Raw genomic sequence first — 16,778 nt, 5'->3', positions numbered from 1 at the left:
CGGATATAAGCTAGAATACGCAGAATATCTGTTAATTATTGTTAGGCTACTTAATGTCTGTTCGTTCTTTTGAAAAAATGCACCCACAGCTTGGCGACAAAGTATTTGTTGATCCTACCGCACTGGTGGTTGGGGATGTCTCCATTGGAGATGACAGCTCTGTTTGGCCCATGGCTACAGTTAGAGGTGATGTACACTCAATTAAAATTGGCGAGCGTACCAGCATTCAAGATGGATGCGTTTTGCATGTAACCCATGCCGGTCCTTATGATCCTGAAGGACATAATTTAACCATAGGCAGTGATGTAACTGTTGGACACAAAGCCATGATTCATGGCTGCACTATAGAAGATCAATGCCTAATTGGTATGGGCGCGGTCGTTATGGATAGCGCAATCATTCACTCTCAAGTAATTTTAGGTGCTAATAGCTTAGTTCCACCTGGCCGAGAATTAGAAGGCGGCTTTTTGTGGGTTGGCTCTCCGGCGCGTAAAATACGACCACTCAATGAAGAAGAACTAAAGTTCTTTAAATACTCTGCAAGCAACTACGTCAAGCTTAAAGACCGTTACCTTGCAGGGTAGCCGATGCAGCCCATATGCCATTATAACCGCCTAAAACCGGTGAATTTGGCATCATCAGTAACTTTATAAAGCTTAAAATTAATTTATGTTATTAATATTAGGCAGACACTTAAACCAGTGTTGATAGGCTAAAGCCGCTTGACCTAGCAGCATTCCCCACCCATCAGCACTGCGTGTTATTGCATGTTGTTTGCAAAATAATAAAAACGATTGCGCTCTTTTAGCGTAATTAAGATCATAAGCAAACGCACCGCTTTTTAACAAAGGCATTATCGGTTGAACCAGCTCTAAGTTAAACTCGCTTACACAGCTGATCACTCCATCAAACTGGGGTATTTCATCTGCCACTTTTTGACTATGGTTCAATAGGTCGAGACTAGAAATGTTACCCATTAAACGGAACTGATGTTTAAGTGCCTCGACTTTCTTTAAGGTACGGTTTATCACAGTCACTCTAGCTCCGGCTTCTAACAGCGCATAAATAACTGAAACGCTCGCCCCACCCGCACCAACGACTAAAATGTTCTGCTTTTTTACCCCAAAGTTTAAACGTGCTAAGTCTAACAACAAACCAGCACCGTCAGTGGTATCTCCAATTAAACTACCATCCGGGCGCTGAATAATTGTATTAACAGAGTGACATTGTTGGGCTCGGTCAGTTAGTTGATCTAACAATGGAATGATTGCTTGTTTATGCGGCAAAGTGACATTTAAACCGGCACCACCATTTGCAAAAAACTGGGTAATAAAACTAGCAAGCTGAGATGGCTTTACCCTAAATTTTTGATAGTCAATGGTTTGCGCAAACTGTGCAGCAAATTGCTGATGAATTTTAGGGGAAAGACTATGCGCAATAGGATCACCAATTACGCCATATTGTGCATAGGGTTGCATAAACAAATTCGTAGAGTGCTGCGTGTGTACCAATTAAACCAGTTAAGCTTAATAGATTCAATTATTAAGCTAGTGCACTTAGCTAAGTGATGCACCGCCAGAAATAGAAAGGGCCGGATTAGTTCCGACCCAATCTATTTACCTGCAGACTCTTATATAGACGGTTTAACGCGTTATTTGTTACTTTATTTCAATTAATTTGCAAACTTACGCTACTTTTTTGCCAATGCGGCGAGTAACTCATCTGCAAGGCGTTCATGCCCAATATGTTCAAGTGACTTTCTTAGCTGTGCGTGACCCAGTGCAGGTCCACTTTTGCCCGAAGCTAAAAATTTCGCCACTCGCGAGCGCTGGGCCATCGAATGCTGTTGTAATACTTTGGCAAAAGTAAACGGGTTATCCACTGCCACTGTCATTAACACATGTTGTAAATAGCTTGGAGCGCCTGGTTCCCAATTAATTTGCGCAGCCAGTCCAACTAAGAGCTGAAAAGTTTCACTTGGTAGCTGCACAGAAAGCCGTCGCAAAGCAAAAATTTGCCGATTACCATCAAACAGCTGATCTTTAGCAGACGAATTAAATGCTTTAGTGAAGCTCGCGGCGGTCTTTGGAAAAGCCGCTAAAAAGTCTTGTTGTGCACTTTGGCTTCCCGAAGCGTACTGATAAGCTTGGTAGGCTTGTTGAATTTTCTTTGAGGCTTCACTTAGCTCTCCAGCATTGGTAACACCGAACAAAATACTGTTCAGCGCGACACAAAGAAACATTAACTTATGCTTCATCCAAAACACCCTTTCAATATAATCGGCTAGCTTTAAGTATACCTATACTTAACTAGAATATTAAAACTATTAATTGTTTGCCAAAGGCAGCAACAATTGCTTAAGCTTGCGGCTTTATACATTGCAGTAATTATCATGACAAGCTCAACCTCTTTTCGACAACTTATCGCATTAGCAATTTTAGCGATCTTACTGATGAGCTTCGTGCCATTAATCATCCGCTGGACCAATGCGAATGAAGTCAGTATTGGAATTGTCAGGCTAGCCATTGGCGCGCTGGGGTTAGCTATTATTCAGGTATTTAGCAAGTCAGCTATTAAATTAACTCGACAAGACTGGGCCTGGCTAGTCGCTTTAGGGACTATTTTTGGGGTTCATTGGCTTAGCTATTTTCATAGTATCAAGTTAGCAGGGGCTTCATTGGCTGCTATTGGAGTTGCAACCTTTGGCATTCACCTATTAATTCTTAATGCGATCTTTCTCAAACAACGTTTAACTTTTATTGACGCTGCAGCGGTTGCACTTTCCATCATTGGAATTTTGTTGGCCTCGCCGCCTTTTGATCTTAACCCCGAAAGCTGGACAGGCTTTTTAATTGCCATATTAAGCGGCCTATTATATGCGTTTTTACCTTTAATAAACCGCAATATAACCCATTTAACTACCAATACTCGGGCATTAGGTCAGTTTGGTTTTGGCCTAGTATTCTTTCTCTTTCTACTACCTCAAGCAAACTTTGAACTGCAAGTAAACGATTGGTATGGACTTATTTTTCTTGGGCTTTTTAGTACCTTAATCGCACATACTTTATGGCTTAAGGTAAGTACTGAGCTAGCTCCTCAAATTACTGCGGTAATTTACTATGCTTACATTCCCGTCGCGCTCGTATTAAGCTATTGGTTTTTAAATGAAGCCTTAACATGGCAAAAAGTAAGTGGCGCACTCCTAATAATACTTGCCAATGTTTTAGCCGCGGTCTTTCACCAACAGTCAATAACTCGAGCAACCGCACTAAAAGCGGAAGAAAGCACGCCAATAGGCAAACAAAATTAAACCGTTTAAAAACTATTGTTGGCTAGGAAGTTTGGCGTCTCGATAGCGCTTAGAAGCAATAATGCTTTGATAATGCTCAATTTGAATTTGAGCTAGTTTTAGTTGTTGTGGACTCATTTCGGCTTGAAGTTGAGCAACAATTGCTGCTGTTTTATTATTGATATGTTTGGCCACAGGGCTTTTATTTGTAGAAGCCATATAAAACCATACATAGGCTTCTATCTGATTTTTCTTAAAGCCTAGCCCTTGATGCAGCATTAAGGCGACATTATATTGAGCTGCGGCATAGTTTCTAATGCTTGCTTGAAAATAATATTCAGAGGCTTTGCGGTAGTTTTCTCTAAAGCCACTGCCTCTTGGTGGGTCAAAATAGAAATTGCCTAATACAAATAAGGCTTCAGGATCACCTAGCTCCGCCCGATGCTTGAGCTTTGCCCATTCTGTCACGTAGACATTTTTTTGGCTGGTGACTTCTCTTAGCCCACTCGCTTGTGTTGGAAAACATGTTATCCAAACAGCAAAAGTAAGCAAAACCACCAGAAGTTTCATTTGACGTTGCAAAATTGTCCTTAGACGCTAGCTTCTTAACCTCAATCCTATGTATTTTCACAGAAAATCTGGACAAATACTGTGATAAAGATAATTATAAGTGAATATATAACGATACATTGGTTATTAGGTTAGGCTTTTTTTGTGTAATATTTACATGTTTTTAAAACTTTATGCTAGTTTTTTAACGTAAACTTGCACCCTAGATAGTACCAGACCGCAATTAACGAGAGCATTTTAAATGTTGCAACTAAGAAATTTTGAAATATTTAATAATTTGGACAAGCCAATTGTAGATGACATTCTTTCTCATGTGCATATGCGCAGTTTCCCTAAAAAGACTCAGATTGTCACTGAAGGCGACGACTCTCACAGCCTTTATTTTCTTATCGAAGGCCGCGTAAAAATTTACCTAGACGATGACAACGGCAAGGAAATTATTGTCAATATTCATGAAGCTGGTGATTTTTTTGGCGAGCTCGGTTTAATCAAGTCTATTCCTCGAACCGCTTCTGTGCTTACCATGGAAGACTCGCGGCTTGGTATTATGCCAGAAGCTGACTTTAGACATAGTCTGGCAAACTACCCTGAATTTGCGATTAAACTCATTGAAAACCTATCGACTCGCCTGATTGAAGCAACCGAAACAATTCGCAAGCTTGGCTTAATGGACGTTTATCGACGGATTGCAGTGACCTTTTTGAATCTTTCTGAAGAAAAGGATGGGGTTCGAATTATTAACGAAAAACTGACTCAGCAAAACATTGCCAGCCGAGTTGGCGCATCACGAGAAATGGTTGCCAGAATACTAAAAGACTTGCGCGCGGGTGGATATATTTCGCAAGAAGATAATAAAATCATTATTCATAAAGCGCTACCGCATTCTTGGTAATTGTCAGAACGCGACTGGCAGCGCTTTTAAACCCTCTTTCAATTGTTTAAGCAATGTGCTGCTCAAGCAACCCGTTGGCCGCGTGTAAACAAAAGTTTTCTGAATAAAGCGGCTTACCAATAAGCACCCCGGTGGGCGTCATGACCTTAGATGCGAGTAGACTCTCTAAATCGGCTAAATTATCAATTCCACCATTAGCATAAACGGGAATATCTAAAGAGCGAGAAAACTCACCTAAAATGCCTAAACTCGACTTATCTCTGCGACCATTGTCACCTATATGAGTAATCAATAGCCCTACTATTCCTTCGTCTTCAAGCCGTTTACCTAAAGCCAAAAGCTGCTCAATGGCGTCTTGGCCACTCGCCGCCAGCTTTTTTTGGTTGCTATCGATTTCTACCATTACTCGATTCGGAAACTCAATACAGAGATCATCTAGAAAATCTTTTTGATTGATAACTCTTGAATTGACGACGAGAAAGTCTGCGCCAGCGTCTGCCCAAACATATGCAGACTCAATACACTTAATTCCGCCGATCACCTGAACTTGAATATGTGGAAATTGAGTTTTAATTTTACGTACTAAAGTGACGTTTTCCGGTTCGCCCGACTCAATCGCGTCAACATCCACAATGTGGATGCGCTTGACCCCTTTATCACTCCAGCGAGCGACAATATCAATCACATTCTCTTTAACAACCTCATCGACAAAACGATTTTTTGGTTCTATATGAACCCCTTTACCGTGACGAATTTCTAATACCGGAACTAACTGCATTTTTATATTCCTAAATACTAAGGTTAATTTAACTATAGAAATAATTTTACAAATAGTCAGGAAAAAAATTTGAAATTTCTCAGTCGTAATAACTTAAAATAACTTTTTGATCTGCGAACAAATCTTGATCCGATATAGTATGTTAAAACTATCAGTAACTTAGACTTTATTGTATAGAAGAGTAAATGCAGAAATTTAATAATTCTTATTTGAAAACAGTCTAACCAAATTGCTTGCTGAAAAGCCTTGCTGATTTTAACTAGGCCAAATAATAGTAATAATTAACCATTTCTCAAGGCCAAACCCTAGCAACTTGGGGAGGCTTTAGGCATAATCAGCACTATCTGCATTAAGGCAACATAACTTAATTTGCTCAAATATTAGGCTGCTTTATTGTCGATAGAAACGACTTTGTTGCGATTGCAACTTTTAGTTTGATAGGTTCAACATAAACAAAGTTTAATAAATAAGTTCACATCAGCTCGATGCGAATAATGGCTGCGGGAATGACGGCAAGTTTTATTGCAAACAAGCTCTTTAATATCACTAAATAATTAACGAGTTATGCATAAACTTTCTGACGCGGACTCATGCGAGCACTTATTTTAAGAAAAGTAAGTCTCAACAAGCAATCAACTAATTTTATTTCTAGGAAGTTACTATCATGAGTAAAATCAAAGTTTCCATTATTGGCGGCGCTGGCTATGGCGCAGCAGAAATTTTAAGACACCTTCTAGTTCGCGACGATGTAGAACTTTTACGTATTTCGAGTAAAGACTTTATCGGTCAATCGGTTAGTCAGGTACACAGAAATTTACCAGGCTACGAGCATATAAAAATGCAAGACATTAGCCCCCGTGAATGCGCGCAAGGCGCCGACATCATCTTTTTAGCCATGCCACATATAATTACCGCTAAAGTTGCGATGGAGCTATTTGATCTAGACGTACGTATTATCGACTTATCTGGCGACTTCCGCCTAGAAAAACTGGAAGACTATACCCGCGACTACGCTCCAGAACACCCTTGCGCCGACAGACTTGGAACTTTTGTGTATGGTATGCCAGAGCTAAATAGCGAGGCAATAAAATCGGCTAAACATGTGGCAAGCCCAGGTTGCTTTGCAACTGGTATTGCGATGGGATTGTTGCCGCTAGCAGCTAAAGGCTTATTAAAGAACACTAACATTCGCACCGTTGCTATGACCGGTTCTTCTGGTTCAGGTGTTAAGCCGCAAGCTGGTACTCATCATGCAGTTCGAGTTAATAACTTAAAGGCATACAAGTCGCTGCATCATCAACATCGCGCAGAGATAGTGCAAACATTAAAGCATGGTGGCGCCGACTCAATTTCTTTAGACTTTGTGCCAGTATCTGCGCCTTTAGTTAGAGGTATACTTGCGGTGTCGCAACTTGACCTTCCCGAAGGTTTGACCCAGCAAGACATTCAAAAAATTTATGAAGACTATTATGCACAACACAAGCTGACTAGTGTGAGACCACAAGGCGCAGCTGCAGAAGTTGCTGCGGTTTCAGGTACTGCCCGAGTAGAGATTGGAATAGATACGCGAATTGATGAAGACACAGGAAAACGAACTTTATGTTTAACTAGTGCCATTGACAACCTCATTAAAGGTGGCGCTGGGCAGGCGATTCAGAGCTTCAATTTAATGACGGGTAAACCCGCTCACTTTGGCTTAGATAACCCAGGGCTTTGGCCATAAGCTTAGTTCGCAAGCCGGTGTCCTACACCGGCTTTTTTAATCCCAATGATAATCAACCTACAGAATCAAAAGGATAGTTTGTATGCACAGTCCAAAGAAAATTGCGGTCATTAAAGTTGGCGGTGATGTGCTACTCGACAAGCAAGAACGTGAAGGCCTTGCTCAAAATATAAAAGATTTAACTCAACAAGACTGGAAAGTCGTGCTGCTCCACGGTGGTGGCCCGCAAACCAATGAGCTACAACAAAAGCATGGCTTGGTTCCCAATAAAATTGCTGGCCGCAGAGTCACATCTTTAGCTGATCTAGTGGTAGTTAAACAAGCAATAGCAGGCGAAGTAAATGTTAACTTGTGTAGCGAGTTAATTAAAGCCGGACTGCCAGCTTTTGGCTGTCATGGTGCTTCTGGCCAGTTAATCAAAGCCTCCAAGCGTCCTCCTATAAAAGTTTCTGGAGAAGGTGACACGCCCATCGATTTTGGCGAAGTAGGTGACGTAGAGTCAATCAATGGCAAGTTACTGGAAGGTTTACTCGAGCTGCAAGTCATTCCAGTCATTGCAACCTTAGGCGTGTCTGAGAAAGGACGTATTTTTAATATTAACGCTGACACAACGGTTGTAAAAATAGCCGCGGCATTGCAAGCAGAGCTACTGTTATTAACAACGGGTGTAGGCGCAGTTTTCCGTGACCTAAAAAAACCAGAAACCCGCATAACCGAAGTAAACCGCGAGCAAGCCAAGTCGCTTATTGACCAGGGTGTGATTCAAGGAGGCATGATTCCCAAAGTAGAAGAAGCCATGACCTTACTTTCTCAAGGCGTAAAAACAATAGCGATTGTATCGGGTAGAAACCCAGGGGCTTTTTTGTCGGTTGCCAATGGTACTGGCGAATATGGAACACGGATTATTGAATAAGCTTTATTTAGGTCACTACGCAATTTTAGTGACCTAGTCTTTAGCAAGCTAGCTACTTGGCTATTTTGAGCCTTTCTAAACGCAACTCTTTACCCACTGCTTTGGCAATTTTATCCATTAAGCGTTCTTGCTCACGACTTACCAAAGAAAACGACTCACCTAAATAGTGCTTAGGTTTTTCAGTATGCAACCAAGGAGACCTTGTTTTTTTATTCACCGTAGAAACTGCTTGGCGTGACGACTCTTGTTTAGTTTGAGCCATAGAACTACCGGTTCTTGCTGTACGCCCAACTCGATGCACATAGTCATTAGCATTTACCGGTAAGTCAAAATTAATCACATAATAAAGATCACCAATATCTAACCCGCGAGAGGCAATATCCGTTGCGACCAAAAACTTAAACTGCTTTTGTTTAAAGTCAGCTAGCCTTTGCTGACGCTTTTTTTGCGGTATTTCATTGTGCAAACCTTGGCTTGTGAAGCCATGCTCGTTTAATGCTTCGCTTAGTTGATTAACATCATTTTTTGTGCGCGTGAATATCAATGCGCGATCACAATTTAACATGCTTAACAATTCAAACAAATGGGTCCGCTTCTCTTCACGCTTGCACCGATAGAAAGTGTGCTTAATTTTTTCTAGCGGTGGTAATTTTAGTTCTGCCTGAATGCTTTGTGGCTGTTTAAGTGCCGCCTGTGAAAACTGCTTAAGTGCCGCCGTTTCAGTTGCAGAAACCAGTAAACTTTGGCGCTGCTTAGGGAGGCTTTGCAAAATCTTTTTTAACAGCGGCTGTATGCCCATACTGACTAAGCGGTCTGCTTCATCTAGTACACAGTGCTCTACTTTATTTAGCGCAAAGGCATCTAGCCTAACTAAGTCAACTAATCGCTTAGGCGTTGCCACCAATAAATCACAACCACGTTTAAAACGCTTCAGCTGCGATTCAATGCGCTCTCCCCCATAAACAGAAATGGTACGCAACTTAAGTCCAGCGGCATAGCTTTTGATAAATGCTTCTACTTGCACTGCTAACTCTCTCGTAGGAACCACGACTAAGGCTCTAATTGGCCTTACCGCTTGTTCGCTGTAATCAGATTCACTTAACCGTTGCAAAATAGGCAATAAATAAGCTGCTGACTTTCCGGTTCCGGTCGGCGCAATCATGTAAACGTCTTTTCCAGCAATAATTGCCCCGCAAGCCGCTTGCTGTATTTGAGTAGGACTAAAGTATTCTAACGCCTTTATATTAGACTGAATTGTTGCATTAAGTGGCAATTGGGTAAACGATGTCATAACTAAACCGATGTAAATTCTAATGCCGCATTATACCTAGGTTTAAGCGTCATCACCTTATTTAAATGATTTTCACTATTTTATTATACTAAGCTATTTTTATTGATTTATCTCAACTAGTTAGCGCGTAATTTACACCTTAAGTGTAGGCCAAAAAACAACTTTATTTTATACTTAAACCTAGCCAATCATTCGTTGAAGACTTTTTTGACCTAACTAAGTTTAAAAAATAGGCGAAAGGTAGGTAACTGATAGACTAAAACCAAAACATATTTTCAAGATTTGCATTTTTTGACTAAGATTAAGTTAAGCCGTTCAAATATTAAAACTATCAATAATTAAAGGGCTATTATGAGCAATGCTAGCGTACAAACAAAAACAAAACCTTGGGGCGAAGTTGAAAAACAAGCTTGGCTAGAACAACAGCAAGTTCAGCGTTCTTACTTTGACGATATTTTAAGCCATTTAGATCGCCTCAAAGAAGGATTTTTAGTCGAGAAATATGGCGAACTCTCCTACGACAAAGATCGCTACCCGCTTTATGCGTTTAGAACATTCGACTTTGCTTCCACTAAACCAACTATTTTAGTTACTGGTGGAGTGCACGGCTACGAAACCAGTGGTGTCCATGGCGCATTACGATTCTTAGACACAAAAGCACATCGTTATGCAGAGTTTTTTAATGTTATCGTGCTACCTTGTATCAGTCCTTGGGGCTATGAAACTATCAATCGCTGGAACCCTTACGCCGTAGATCCTAACCGCTCTTTTGTTGAACCAAGTCCTGCGGAAGAAGCCGCATTAGCCATGACCTACGTAAAACCTTATCTCGACCAAATTATTGCACATATTGATCTTCATGAAACAACAGATACAGACAATACAACCTTTAGGCCGGCCTTAGCCGCTAGAGATGGAATAGAGCAGGCCATTTGGACCATTCCCGACGGCTTTTATTTAGTAGGTAACTCTAAAAACCCTCAGCCAGCTTTTCAAAAAGCAATTATCGACGCGGTAAAACCAGTCACCCACATAGCGCCAGCAGATGACAATGGGCAAATTATTGGAGCAAAGTTAGAGCAAACAGGCGTGATTAATTATGACACCAAAAAACTAGGCTTATGTGCAGGCATGACTAATGCAGACTATGTAACCACAACAGAGGTCTACCCTGATAGCCCTAAAGTAAACCCTGAAAACTGTATTGAAGCACAAGTGGCCGCAGTATGTGGCGGACTAGACTTTCTTATTTGTCAAAAGTAAAATTAACGACTAAAGCAGTTAACTTAGGGAGAGCTTAAGCTGCGACGTCAATTGGGTTTTGCATTATGGCACAAAGTATTGCTCGCTCGGCTTTGCTTAATTGCTATCGCTTGGCTTGTTAGTCATCATGACAATAAAGGCTCTGTATCTAGCTCTGCGAATTAGCATCTACCTAAAAAATCCTTAGACGTTAAAGCGACCAATAACCAATCACTATAACCTAAAGATGATTCTGAGTAGCTTTATTGGTTGTGATTACGTTCAATCTCAAAAGAGTGGACCCTTTGCTCTGGCGAAATTTTTTGGTGTTGCTGCCACTGCATCCACTGCTTTAAAGAAATTGAAAGCTGCAATGAATAATCGAGAGATATCCAATCTTTGACACTGTCTGGTGAATAGTCAGGTACGCCTTCGCCCATAAGATTAGCTTTTTTTCCGGAACCATTTTGCACCATCATATTAAACGCGGTTGCGGCAGGAGTGTTATAAAAATACACGCCATCTAATGCTGCAAAGCTAATATCATTGACTACTTTCGCTGGCGCGCCAGAACGATCCTTGCCTACTTTAGGATCTTGTGAGTCTGGCGTAACGCACTCGTGAGTAATTTTGCCGCCAGAAAACTGACTTAGCAGTGGTGGCGTTGCTAGGTTTTTATCCGGCACAGAAGCAGTGCCATGACAAGACATACAGGAGCTATTGGCATTATCTGCGGGTCCATTTAAGCGATAGTTACAGCCAAGGTGTCCCATCCATTGAGCCGGATTCTCTCCGCCATACAAATTGAGTTCAGCTACCGTATCCCAGTTGATAACCGCTTCTTGAAAACCATTTTTTTTAGGGTTTTTAGGATAATGTGCAGCTAGCTCACCTTTAGGCGGGGTATCGTTACCCCACATTAACCCTAAGAGGCTTACTCTCAGCCACTTGTTTCTCACTTGCGCTTTGCGCACGCCGTCAGCAACAAAGGTACCATAAACCCACTGAGTTCCGGGCGCTCGACTATCTTTAATCGCAATATCAAACTGTAACAAGCTAACGGGTCCCCAGCGATTGGTGCTTCTAGGACACTGCTGGCTTTCTTCAATTAAACTGCACTCGCCACCAGCGATGGCTTTACACTGACAAAAGGTAGGCTCAGAAATATTCGCGTTCCAACTCGGCATGTTGGCTAAAACCGGCAATTGTTGCGAGCTAGAAGTATTAAACAATGGTTTGGCGATAACTGAACCCTCATTAAAGCTCAAGCTAGATTGGGGAATCGTTGCCTTACCATTGCGCTTCCACACCTGCCCCAAAGTATAAGCAGCAGTCGCGTTATATACTCCAACCGCCCACATAGTCGAAGTTTTACTAGCAGCCTCACCTTTCACCGAAAAAGTCACCGGTGCTTCTCGCGTTAAACCGTGAGTATATTCTCGCCCGCTCATGGCGTCGTAGGTTTGAAACGGAATGTGATACCAAGGTCTAATCGCATTTTCGCAAATATCCCAGTCAACTTTATCAGGGCGATTGACATTACCCGCTAAAACATATTCATAAACTAACCAAGCATATTCATTTGCGAGTTCTTGTTTCACTTCTAATGAAGTTGCGGGCTCAAACAAGACATCAAATTTTGATGCGCGCCAAGGCTGTTGAGCGCTATCGTCGATCGCTTGGGTTGGATAATTATCGGAAAGTTTAAATATTGGGCCATCCCAGTCGGCGGGGGGCACATTAGACAGAGTTTGACCCTGCCACATTGCAGGAAAGCGAGGATCTTGCCAATAGCTTGGATAAATATTAGTACAGGTATTAAGTCTATTTATTTGCTCGCTGCTCGGCTTTTCTACGTCAGCATTCGCGGCGCTTTTGTTTGCGCTTTTGTGATCACATGCGGCAACCACGACTAGCATCACTAGCCCAATAATTCGCCGTCCATATTGATGAGTTAAACTGGGTCGCTGAAACCAACTACCGATTTTTAACATAACTTATTCCCTGTCGTTTTGAATGTATATTGACCAAGCCTAACAAGACAGCGCTCAAACAGCGGCTTAAATACAACTAATACTTTGCGGCACTTGTTGACAAGACTATTAATAAACCGATTCGTCACAACAGGCTAATAAATATAGATAAATTTTTAGTTTTATCTTTTAATGAGATTGCTTTGAGCTTTGCCTTTAAAACTAGGTTGACGAGCACCTAAACAAGCATAAGGCCAAGTTTTAGGAGGCCTTAGGCTTGTTTTGTATTAAAGATTAGAAAAGGATTAGCCTGCATATTCATGACTTTACTCAAAATCGTGCGCTGCAGCGCTTTTGAATTGTGCGTCCCATGCTACAATCACGGCACAAGCTTAATTTAAAGCCAGCGTAACGCAATATCGCTGTTCGACTATAAAGCAACTTAACTTAAAAAGTACCTTAATATGACTCGAATCAAATTGGTTTTTATTAGTATTTTTATTGCCTTTGCGACTCAATCTGCAGCGGTTAACTTTCCTAACGCTTCTTTTAATGTGCCTTATGCAAATGTTGCAAAACTAGAATCACTGCCGCCAAATCAACAAATCAGCTACGGAAATGATCCGCTGCAGTATGGCATGCTTTGGCTAGCCCCAAAAGCCAGGCCTGAACTAGCGACTATTGTACTTATTCATGGTGGTTGCTGGCTCAATGCTTTTGACATTAAGCACACTTACCCGCTGGCTACAGGGTTAGCTCAGCAAGGTTATAATGTATGGTCTCTTGAATATCGACGAACTGGTGACTCAGGTGGCGGCTGGCCTGGAAGCTTCGAAGATATCATGCACGGAATAGCTCAGTTAGAAAAAATGCCAAGTGAAATAAAGCTAAACCCTAATATTATTTTAATGGGACACTCTGCTGGCGGCCACTTAGCGCTGCTTGCCAGTGCCACTTTAAACCAGTGGCCACTGCAACATATCGATCTAAAAGCCACTATTGGCCTAGCAGCAATTAGCAATATAAAAGATTATTCAAAAGGTAATAACAGTTGCCAAAAAGCGACGCCTCAATTTATGCACGGAAGCTATGATGAAAATCAGTCTGACTACGACCAAGCAAATCCTGCTTTAAAGAATCTACCCAAAAGTACCTACTTATTGCACGGTACTGCAGATAGTATCGTTCCAATAAACCAAGCGGAACTAGCCGGCACCCACCAAGTGATAGTAGAAAAGGCAGGGCACTTTGATTGGATTCACCCCGGTAGCCAAGCATTTGAGCGACTCAAACAACAGTTGCAAGAAATTAATCGATAAGTCAACTTACTCAGGTTGATATATAGAGTTAACCGGTAATGGGGTTTACCGATAATGGGGGTTAACCGGTAATAAGATTAACCGGTAAATTTAAGTTTTAGGCTGCCTTTTAAAACGTTTTGACTGGCTACTTAGCATGTTTTGAATCGGCTTAACTAAATATAAGCCTAGCCCTATCCAAATAAATACAAAACTGAGTAGTTGTTCGGTACCGAGCGGTTCGGCATAGAAATAAGTCGCTAGAAAAAAAGTTAAGCTAGGCGCTAAAAACTGCAAAAAACCAATGCTGTTTAAAGCAATTTTCTTGGCCGCAGCAGCAAACCAAATTAATGGCACCGCAGTTACCACTCCTCCACTGAGTAACAGAATGTCAATATGAGTTGAATGACTAAGAAATATCGCCTGACCTTGCCACCCAAGCCAGCCAATAAATAACAAAGCAAACGGCAACGCAATACAAGTTTCTACAAGCAGTCCATTAAGCGAGTCGATTTGCAGCTGCTTTCGAATAAAGCCATAAAGCGCAAAGCTAGTAGCTAGACTTAGCGCAATCCAAGGAAACTCACCATAATTAATAATTTGATTGCCTACCCCAAGTGTTACCGACAAAACCGCCATCCATTGCAACTTTGTTAGGCGCTCACTTAAAAATACCACCCCCATTAAAATCGACATTATCGGATTAATGAAATACCCCAAGCTGGTCGCTAATATTTGCTCATGAGTAACCGCCCAAGTAAAAATATACCAATTACAAGAAATTAATCCTGTCGTTAAGGCTAACCCTGCAAGCAGCTTTTTATTCGCGATAACTTGTTTTAATTCAACCCGTTTACGCAGCGCCAGCATTAACAGCAAAGTAACCGGTACACACCAAGCAATTCGATGCGCCAAAATTTCATTCGCGGGAACAACTCCAACGGCCTTAAAATAGATAGGCGCCATCCCCCACCAGACAAATGCACCAGTGCCAAAAAGCCAACCACTTAACTCAGATTTTTGTGTCATATACTTCTCAAAATTTACTAATCCGCAAGCCTCAATACAACACTCATGAAGCTGGTGCTGAAGTAAAGAGTTCTATATAGATAAAAAGTTTAGGTGTAAACGCTAGCGTTAAACTTGCGTTTTCTAAAATACTAAAAAGTTATCAGTGAGTCGTTTTGCAAACGCCTTAACCAGCCATATAAGTGCCGGTACCTAAAGCAACCAAAGTACCATCAATACTATGTAGCTCCATCCTAACTACTGCAACTTTGTTGCCGCTACGTAACAACCTAGCTTTGGCATAGAAGGCCTCGCCTCGCCCCGGTCTTACAAAATCAACTCGCAAGTCGATAGTACCAATTTTAGCTAGCTTGCGTTTAATTTCCTGTTCATCTGCCGCTAAGTTTTTACTTAACATTCCGGCTGCGGCCATAGCTCCACCAACCACATCAAGCGCGGTCGCGGTTACTCCACCGTGTAATATGCCCTGAATAAAATTTCCTATTAATTCGGGCTTTTGCGAAAAACTAATTTGACAAGCTAACGGCGAAACCAAATCAAATTTAAACCCAATCAGCTGATGAAAAGGTATTTTGTCTTCAAAAACTTCTTTTAGACGACTCATCAATTGTTCTTGCTTTTGCATTTGCTGACTTGATAAGGGTGCTTCATTCGTTTCACTTGAGCTGTCAGTGTTCGGCTTAGTCTTGGCAGGCTTATCTTGCATAAGTTTCATCTTAATAGAGTGAGTTATAAAAATGACAAAAATTGTCGCTGTAATTTTTGGTTATATTAACAGATAAATTGAAATTCCTACTAAAGCGTCATCTAAAAGTCATTTTTCAATCGCATACTTTATTAAACTAAGAGGGCAAATAATGACTAATAAACCAATTCAGTTTAAGCGCCAATGTCAGTCTTTATTTATATCAGACATTCACTTAGGTCACAAAGAAACTCAAGTTGAAACGCTCACTAGCTTATTAAAGACGCTGCAACCACAAAACCTGTTTCTGCTTGGTGACATTGTTGATCTTTGGGAATTTAAAAGCGGCATTCGATGGCCGCCTAGCCATACACAGCTAATTAAAACTATCTTAAAAATGGCCAAGCAAGGAACTCATGTATTTTATATTCCAGGCAATCATGATGCCGCATTGCGCAAATTTAATCGTTATGCCTTTCGCAATATATTGGTAGTTAAAGAGTATATTTATACCAACAAGCAAGGTAAAAAGCTTTTATTATTACATGGCGACCGCTTTGACGTGAAAATACGCTTAAATCGCTTCTATGGTTGGTTAGGCGATAAAGCTTACGATTCGCTCTTGTGGCTTAACCGACATTATAACCTCACGAGAGAAAAGTTAAATTATCCCTATTGGTCACTATCGAGTTTCCTTAAGGAAAACCTAACACGTGCTAAAAGTGCCATTGATTCATTTGCTTACGCCGCAATCGAGTATGCTCACCAAAAAGGTTGCCAAGGCGTCATTAGCGGACATATTCACCACCCCGAAATTAGAACCATCAAAGGAATAGAGTATTATAACGATGGTGACTGGCTAGAAAACAACTCGGCTTTAATAGAAGGCTTTGACGGACAAATCGAGCTCATTAAGATCCCTTCTAGAAAACATATAAATAAAAATATTCAAGCCTACCCTTTAGGTGTCGCCCACAGAAAAAGCGCTTAACTATGCCGGCGAACTTTAAAAATTAGTGGCTTAGCAAAGCCAGCTAAAAATTTACTATTAGAGCTAAAGTTTTACTGTTAGATATCGCTCAGCTCCTCTAAAAT

General features: G+C 41.2%; 16 protein-coding genes. 8 read left to right on the top strand and 8 right to left on the bottom strand.

What is annotated here, in order from left to right; genetic code table 11:
- The first annotated feature begins 53 nt into the window (after positions 1–53).
- The gene (locus ACUR5C_RS01020) at positions 54–584 is read left to right on the top strand and encodes a gamma carbonic anhydrase family protein (RefSeq protein ID WP_454466455.1); all 531 of its coding nucleotides are present in this window, start codon (positions 54–56) and stop codon (positions 582–584) included.
- A gap of 78 nt (positions 585–662) precedes the next feature.
- Here the strand turns inward: ACUR5C_RS01020 and aroE are convergent, their stop codons facing one another.
- Positions 663–1,478 carry a shikimate dehydrogenase gene (gene aroE, locus ACUR5C_RS01015; RefSeq protein ID WP_454466454.1) on the bottom strand — a complete coding sequence of 272 codons (816 nt, stop codon included), beginning with the start codon at positions 1,476–1,478 and terminating at the stop codon, positions 663–665.
- 212 nt (positions 1,479–1,690) lie between these two features.
- Complete coding sequence (locus ACUR5C_RS01010; protein ID WP_454466453.1) at positions 1,691–2,257, bottom strand: hypothetical protein; 567 nt, start codon at positions 2,255–2,257, stop codon at positions 1,691–1,693.
- 135 nt (positions 2,258–2,392) lie between these two features.
- Here ACUR5C_RS01010 and ACUR5C_RS01005 point away from each other — a divergent pair, with 135 nt between their 5' ends.
- The gene (locus tag ACUR5C_RS01005) at positions 2,393–3,310 is read left to right on the top strand and encodes a DMT family transporter (RefSeq protein ID WP_454466452.1); all 918 of its coding nucleotides are present in this window, start codon (positions 2,393–2,395) and stop codon (positions 3,308–3,310) included.
- Between the two features lie 12 nt (positions 3,311–3,322).
- Here the strand turns inward: ACUR5C_RS01005 and ACUR5C_RS01000 are convergent, their stop codons facing one another.
- The gene (locus ACUR5C_RS01000) at positions 3,323–3,859 is read right to left on the bottom strand and encodes a tetratricopeptide repeat protein (protein ID WP_454466451.1); all 537 of its coding nucleotides are present in this window, start codon (positions 3,857–3,859) and stop codon (positions 3,323–3,325) included.
- A 241-nt stretch (positions 3,860–4,100) separates the two neighbouring features.
- Here ACUR5C_RS01000 and ACUR5C_RS00995 point away from each other — a divergent pair, with 241 nt between their 5' ends.
- Positions 4,101–4,751 (top strand): Crp/Fnr family transcriptional regulator, encoded by a 651-nt coding sequence (locus ACUR5C_RS00995; protein WP_454466450.1) that lies wholly within the window; start codon positions 4,101–4,103, stop codon positions 4,749–4,751.
- A gap of 46 nt (positions 4,752–4,797) precedes the next feature.
- On the opposite strand, the gene ACUR5C_RS00990 is transcribed toward ACUR5C_RS00995, so the two are convergent.
- Positions 4,798–5,529, bottom strand: a complete 732-nt coding sequence (locus ACUR5C_RS00990; protein WP_454466449.1) for a 1-(5-phosphoribosyl)-5-[(5-phosphoribosylamino)methylideneamino]imidazole-4-carboxamide isomerase — start codon at positions 5,527–5,529, stop codon at positions 4,798–4,800.
- A gap of 664 nt (positions 5,530–6,193) precedes the next feature.
- Between ACUR5C_RS00990 and argC the strand changes: the two genes are divergently transcribed.
- Positions 6,194–7,252: an N-acetyl-gamma-glutamyl-phosphate reductase gene (gene argC / locus ACUR5C_RS00985; RefSeq protein WP_454466448.1), complete on the top strand. Its 1,059-nt coding sequence runs from the start codon at positions 6,194–6,196 to the stop codon at positions 7,250–7,252.
- A gap of 82 nt (positions 7,253–7,334) precedes the next feature.
- A complete protein-coding gene (gene argB, locus ACUR5C_RS00980; protein ID WP_454466447.1) occupies positions 7,335–8,165 on the top strand; it encodes an acetylglutamate kinase in 831 nt (276 codons plus the stop codon).
- Between the two features lie 52 nt (positions 8,166–8,217).
- Here the strand turns inward: argB and ACUR5C_RS00975 are convergent, their stop codons facing one another.
- Entirely contained in the window at positions 8,218–9,456 is a 1,239-nt protein-coding gene (locus tag ACUR5C_RS00975) for a DEAD/DEAH box helicase (protein ID WP_454466446.1), read from the bottom strand.
- A 351-nt stretch (positions 9,457–9,807) separates the two neighbouring features.
- Here ACUR5C_RS00975 and ACUR5C_RS00970 point away from each other — a divergent pair, with 351 nt between their 5' ends.
- On the top strand, positions 9,808–10,719 hold the full coding sequence (locus ACUR5C_RS00970; protein ID WP_454466445.1) for a M14 family metallopeptidase: 912 nt from the start codon (positions 9,808–9,810) through the stop codon (positions 10,717–10,719).
- A 242-nt stretch (positions 10,720–10,961) separates the two neighbouring features.
- Here the strand turns inward: ACUR5C_RS00970 and ACUR5C_RS00965 are convergent, their stop codons facing one another.
- On the bottom strand, positions 10,962–12,692 hold the full coding sequence (locus ACUR5C_RS00965) for a hypothetical protein (RefSeq protein ID WP_454466444.1): 1,731 nt from the start codon (positions 12,690–12,692) through the stop codon (positions 10,962–10,964).
- A 443-nt stretch (positions 12,693–13,135) separates the two neighbouring features.
- Between ACUR5C_RS00965 and ACUR5C_RS00960 the strand changes: the two genes are divergently transcribed.
- Entirely contained in the window at positions 13,136–13,990 is an 855-nt protein-coding gene (locus ACUR5C_RS00960; RefSeq protein ID WP_454466443.1) for an alpha/beta hydrolase family protein, read from the top strand.
- A gap of 90 nt (positions 13,991–14,080) precedes the next feature.
- Here the strand turns inward: ACUR5C_RS00960 and rarD are convergent, their stop codons facing one another.
- Entirely contained in the window at positions 14,081–14,998 is a 918-nt protein-coding gene (gene rarD, locus ACUR5C_RS00955) for an EamA family transporter RarD (protein ID WP_454466442.1), read from the bottom strand.
- 166 nt (positions 14,999–15,164) lie between these two features.
- Positions 15,165–15,704 carry a thioesterase family protein gene (locus tag ACUR5C_RS00950; protein WP_454466441.1) on the bottom strand — a complete coding sequence of 180 codons (540 nt, stop codon included), beginning with the start codon at positions 15,702–15,704 and terminating at the stop codon, positions 15,165–15,167.
- Positions 15,705–15,855: 151 nt separating this feature from the next.
- On the opposite strand from ACUR5C_RS00950, the gene ACUR5C_RS00945 reads away from it, so the two are divergent.
- Positions 15,856–16,674 carry a UDP-2,3-diacylglucosamine diphosphatase gene (locus ACUR5C_RS00945; RefSeq protein ID WP_454466440.1) on the top strand — a complete coding sequence of 273 codons (819 nt, stop codon included), beginning with the start codon at positions 15,856–15,858 and terminating at the stop codon, positions 16,672–16,674.
- Positions 16,675–16,778: the final 104 nt, after the last annotated feature.

The sequence above is a fragment of the Aliikangiella aequoris genome (assembly GCF_053709105.1).
Note: the sequence above shows the minus strand (reverse complement) of the source record. Positions and strands in the feature narration are given on the sequence as shown.